Raw genomic sequence first — 1,116 nt, 5'->3', positions numbered from 1 at the left:
GCACAAGCCGTCTGAAAATCAGCAATTTTCAGACGGCTTTTTTACAGGAAAACTGCGCTTTTCTTTATCCGCCCAAAGCTGCTTCGTGCTTCTCGGATAAAACCCCACGCTATGTAGCCCGTTAAACAGTCTTTTCCCCTCAAAACAGCCGCCGCCTTTTGCAGCGGTGCGCGATAAGCTACAATACGGCTGTATTTTCCCGAGGCCGTCTGAAATGTATCTTTGGTTCAAACTTATCCACATTTTCTTTATCATTTCCTGGTTTGCCGGCCTGTTTTACCTGCCGCGCATTTATGTCAATCTGGCGCAGGTCAGCCCGCAGGCCGAGCCGGCCGAATATGCGCGCCTGCTCTGTATGGCGCAGCGGCTCTACAAGTTTATGGCGCCGCTGGGCTACGGCGCGCTGATTTTCGGCATCGCCATTCCCTTTGCCGCCGGCTGGTGGGATCAGGGCTGGGTGCACACCAAGCTGCTGCTGGGGCTGCTGCTCCTGGGCTACCAGCATATCTGCCGCGCCCATCTACGCTGCTTCGAGCAGCAGGCCTGCCGCCACAGCCACAAGTTTTACCGCTTTTTCAACGAAATTCCCGTATTGCTGATGGCCGCCGCCCTGTATCTGGTCGTCTTCAAACCTTTTTAGAAAGGCCGTCTGAAACATGAGTATTGAAATCGAACGCCGCTTTTTACTCGCCGACGACAGCTGGCGCGCCGCCGCTTCCGAGCCGCAGACTTTGCGCCAGGGCTATCTGAGCGTGGAAAAAGAGCGCACCATCCGGGTACGCATCAGCGGCAAACGCGCCTGGCTGACCCTGAAAGGCTATATTTCCGATGTGTCCCGCAGCGAGTTTGAATACGGAATCCCGCTGGCGCACGCGGAGCAGATGATGGACACCATGTGCCCGTTTAAAATGGAAAAACACCGCTATTTGGTCGAATATCAGGGCTTCACTTTTGAAATCGACGAGTATTTCGGCGACAACGCACCTTTGGTGGTAGCAGAATTGGAGCTGCCCTCGGAAGATACCGCTTTCCCGCGCCCCGCATGGCTGGGCGAGGAAATCACATCGGAGGGCAAGTTTACCAATGCTTATCTGAGCAAACACCCGTATTCCACCT

The 1,116-nt window shown here is 54.8% G+C and carries 2 protein-coding genes; both read left to right on the top strand.

Annotated elements, in window-relative coordinates; translation table 11 throughout:
* Nucleotides 1–214 precede the first annotated feature (214 nt).
* Nucleotides 215–640, top strand: a complete 426-nt coding sequence (locus BDE01S_RS10675; RefSeq protein WP_066081404.1) for a CopD family protein — start codon at nt 215–217, stop codon at nt 638–640.
* A gap of 16 nt (nt 641–656) precedes the next feature.
* A partial coding sequence (locus BDE01S_RS10670) for a CYTH domain-containing protein (RefSeq protein WP_066081403.1) occupies nt 657–1,116 on the top strand: 460 nt, incomplete at its 3' end.

It is taken from the genome of Bergeriella denitrificans NBRC 102155, assembly GCF_001592185.1.
Classification (GTDB): Bacteria; Pseudomonadota; Gammaproteobacteria; order Burkholderiales; family Neisseriaceae; genus Neisseria; species Neisseria denitrificans.
The sequence above is the reverse complement of the archived record's forward strand: the minus strand, read 5'-3'. Positions and strand labels throughout refer to the sequence as shown.